At 50.8% G+C, this 2951-nt stretch carries 2 protein-coding genes; both read left to right on the top strand.

Features of this window, described 5'->3' with window-relative positions; all coding sequences use genetic code 11:
* The first annotated feature begins 46 nt into the window (after positions 1-46).
* Positions 47-667 (top strand): 23S rRNA (uridine(2552)-2'-O)-methyltransferase RlmE, encoded by a 621-nt coding sequence (rlmE, locus tag ACO6V1_RS23285; protein WP_422447469.1) that lies wholly within the window; start codon positions 47-49, stop codon positions 665-667.
* A gap of 190 nt (positions 668-857) precedes the next feature.
* Entirely contained in the window at positions 858-2807 is a 1950-nt protein-coding gene (ftsH, locus tag ACO6V1_RS23280; RefSeq protein WP_422447935.1) for an ATP-dependent zinc metalloprotease FtsH, read from the top strand.
* Positions 2808-2951: the final 144 nt, after the last annotated feature.

The following is a 2951-nucleotide window of genomic DNA, read 5'->3' as shown; positions in this document are numbered from 1 at the left end:
TGGACAGGCTCCCAAGCTTAATTTACAGGCAGTTTGCAAAAAGATTATGGCGAGATCCAAAAGTAGTGGTCGCTGGTTAAAAGAGCACTTTGATGACCACTATGTAAAGCAGTCGCAAAAAGATGGCTGGCGATCCAGGGCCAGTTATAAACTTCTGGAAATTCAGGAGAAGGATAAACTCTTTCGCCCGGGTATCCGGGTGGTTGATCTGGGTGCGGCACCCGGTGGCTGGTCTCAGGTAGCGGTTGAGCTGGTGGGTGATCAGGGGCGGGTGGTTGCTTCTGATATTTTGCCAATGGATCCTATCGCCGGGGTTGACTTTGTTCAGGGTGACTTCACAGAAGACACGGTGCTGGAACAAATACTGGAAACCATCGGTTCGGACCGGGTAGACCTTGTAATTTCCGATATGGCCCCCAATATGAGTGGAGCACTCTCTGTTGATCAGCCCAATGCCATGTACCTTGTGGAACTGGCACTGGATCTGTCCAGGCAGGTGTTGCGTACAGGAGGTGTGTTTCTGGTTAAGGTGTTTCAGGGTGAAGGCTTTGATGCCTATCTGAAAGATATGAAAACCAGCTTTGACAAAGTGCAGACCCGCAAGCCAACGGCTTCCAGGGCGCGCTCAAGAGAAGTATATCTGCTGGCCTCTGGCTTCAGGGGATAATACCGGGCGTTGAATAATAGGATGCATTAATCAGCATGATAGAAGACAATCACTGTCACACCGTCCGCTGATCGTGTATCGTTGCAGATAAGCATTAATACATAATCACAGCGAGCCAGGGGAACGTGCTCAATATAAACGATTACCTGAGGCTTAAGTACGCTCAAGAGAGGTTAGCCCCTTGAATGATATGGCAAAAAATTTGATTCTCTGGGTCATAATCGCCTTGGTGCTATTGACCGTCTTTAAAAACTTTGATGGCATGCAGTCGTCTACCCAGAAGGTTGCCTATTCTGACTTCATCAGCATGGTAGAAAATCGCCAGGTCAGTAAGGTTGTCATTGATGGTTTTACCATCACCGGCATGTTAAACAACAGTGAACGTTTTGAAACCAATCTGCCGCCCACGGTGCCAGACAACAAACTGATGGATGAACTCCTGCTGGGCAAGGTACAGGTTGAGTCCAAGCCTATTGAAAAGCAGAGTATCTGGACACAGCTATTGGTGGCCAGCTTCCCGATTCTGGTGATTCTTGCGGTATTCATGTTCTTCATGCGTCAGATGCAGGGCGGCGGCGGAGGCCGGGGTGGCCCGATGAGCTTTGGCAAAAGCAAGGCCCGCCTGCTGTCTGAAGATCAGATCAAAACTACGTTTGCCGATGTAGCCGGTGTTGAAGAAGCCAAGGAAGATGTTCAGGAGCTGGTAGACTTCCTGAAGGATCCCGGTAAATTCCAGCGTCTGGGTGGTCGTATTCCCCGGGGCGTTCTGATGGTGGGTCCTCCGGGTACCGGTAAAACCCTGATTGCCAAAGCGATTGCCGGTGAGGCCAAGGTTCCGTTCTTTACCATCTCCGGTTCTGACTTTGTTGAGATGTTTGTAGGTGTTGGTGCCTCCCGTGTCCGTGACATGTTTGAGCAGGCCAAGAAGCAGGCACCGTGCATCATCTTTATTGACGAGATTGATGCGGTCGGTCGTCACCGTGGTGCCGGTATGGGCGGTGGTCACGATGAACGTGAACAGACCCTTAACCAGCTGCTGGTTGAGATGGACGGTTTTGAAGCGAACGACGGTATTATTGTAATTGCTGCTACCAACCGTCCTGATGTCCTTGACCCTGCGTTATTGCGCCCTGGTCGTTTTGACCGTCAGGTGGTGGTTGGCTTGCCGGATATCCGTGGTCGTGAGCAGATCCTTAAAGTGCATATGCGCAAGGTTCCGGTTTCTGACAATGTGCAGCCTTCGGTTATTGCACGTGGTACTCCGGGATTCTCCGGTGCCGACCTGGCCAATCTGGTTAATGAGGCGGCGCTCTTTGCAGCACGGGCTAACCAACGTACGGTGGGTCAGAAAGAGTTTGATCTGGCGAAAGACAAAATCATGATGGGCGCTGAGCGCAAGTCCATGGTCATGAGTGATAAGGAAAAGAGCAATACGGCTTATCATGAAGCCGGTCATGCCATCGTTGGTCGATTGGTTCCGGACCATGATCCAGTCTACAAAGTGAGTATTATTCCGCGAGGTCGGGCGCTTGGGGTGACCATGTTCCTGCCTGAAGAGGACCGCTACAGCCAGAGCCGCCAGGCACTACTGAGCCAGATATGCTCACTGTTTGGTGGCCGTATCGCCGAAGAAATGACGTTGGGCAAAGATGGGGTTACAACCGGTGCCTCCAATGATATCCAGCGTGCTACCCAGATTGCCAGAAGCATGGTGACCAAGTGGGGCCTTTCTGAAAAGCTCGGTCCACTGCTCTACGATGAGGATGAGGGTGAGGTTTTCCTGGGTAAAAACTACGGTAGCGGTGGTTCCAGGATGAACGTTTCCGGTGAAACGGCGAAGATCATTGATGAGGAAGTTCGTCGGGTTGTTGATGAATGTTACTCCCGCGCCAACCAGATTCTCGTCGATAACCGCGACAAGCTGGATCAAATGGCTGAGGCGCTGATTCAGTACGAAACCATTGATAGTGATCAGATTGATGACATCATGGCTGGCCGTGAAGTTCGCCCTCCCAAGGATTCTGGTGATAACGATGACAGCGGTGTAAAGACTGCTGCTGATGAGTCTGAAGTAAAGGCGGAAGATGGTGATAAAAAAGATTCAGGTGGTTCGATTGGTGGCCCAGCTGGGGAGCACTGATCGTCAGTCAGGTCTATGATGATGAAGGGCAGGTTTATCCTGCCCTTTTTTGTATCTGCCAATTTGTCGATGAATCATGGTTATCGGTTTTTTGGCCACGGTTGGTAAGTAGTTGGCCAAATGGAATCGTATATTTCTGGCTAA

Origin of the sequence: Endozoicomonas sp. ALC013, assembly GCF_049310205.1 — a bacterium.
Lineage (GTDB): Bacteria > Pseudomonadota > Gammaproteobacteria > Pseudomonadales > Endozoicomonadaceae > Endozoicomonas.
The sequence above is the reverse complement of the archived record's forward strand: the minus strand, read 5'-3'. Positions and strand labels throughout refer to the sequence as shown.